Origin of the sequence: Leisingera sp. ANG-Vp (assembly GCF_000813725.1) — a bacterium.
Lineage (GTDB): Bacteria > Pseudomonadota > Alphaproteobacteria > Rhodobacterales > Rhodobacteraceae > Leisingera.
Genome location: NZ_JWLD01000073.1, coordinates 1 through 303, shown reverse-complemented (window position 1 = coordinate 303; position 303 = coordinate 1). Strand labels below are relative to the sequence as shown.

The following is a 303-nucleotide window of genomic DNA, read 5'->3' as shown; positions in this document are numbered from 1 at the left end:
CCCGCCATATGGGCACTGGGGCTGGCAGCCTCGGCCATGGTTCACGCCGCAGGCGCCGGCGCGCTGCTCATTTCGCTGGTGCCCGACCCGGTGCCGCAGCAGCCCAACCCGGAAAGCAGCCTCAACCTCCAGGCCCACCGCATTCCCCGCTCCGAAGCCGTGCCGCAGGCGGCAGAGGGCGAGCAAGCCCCTGAAAGCGAAGCACAAAGCCAAGGCCTGAACGCCGGTGCAATCCCGCAATCCGCCGCCAAACCGCATGCGCCCGCTCCGGACCGCGTGGCGGAGGCCGCGCCGCAGGCAGCC

1 protein-coding gene is annotated in these 303 nt (G+C 71.9%); it reads left to right on the top strand.

The features are described 5' to 3' along the window. Positions 1 to 303: hypothetical protein (locus RA20_RS20620; RefSeq protein WP_206540120.1), on the top strand; the 303-nt coding region annotated here is incomplete at both ends.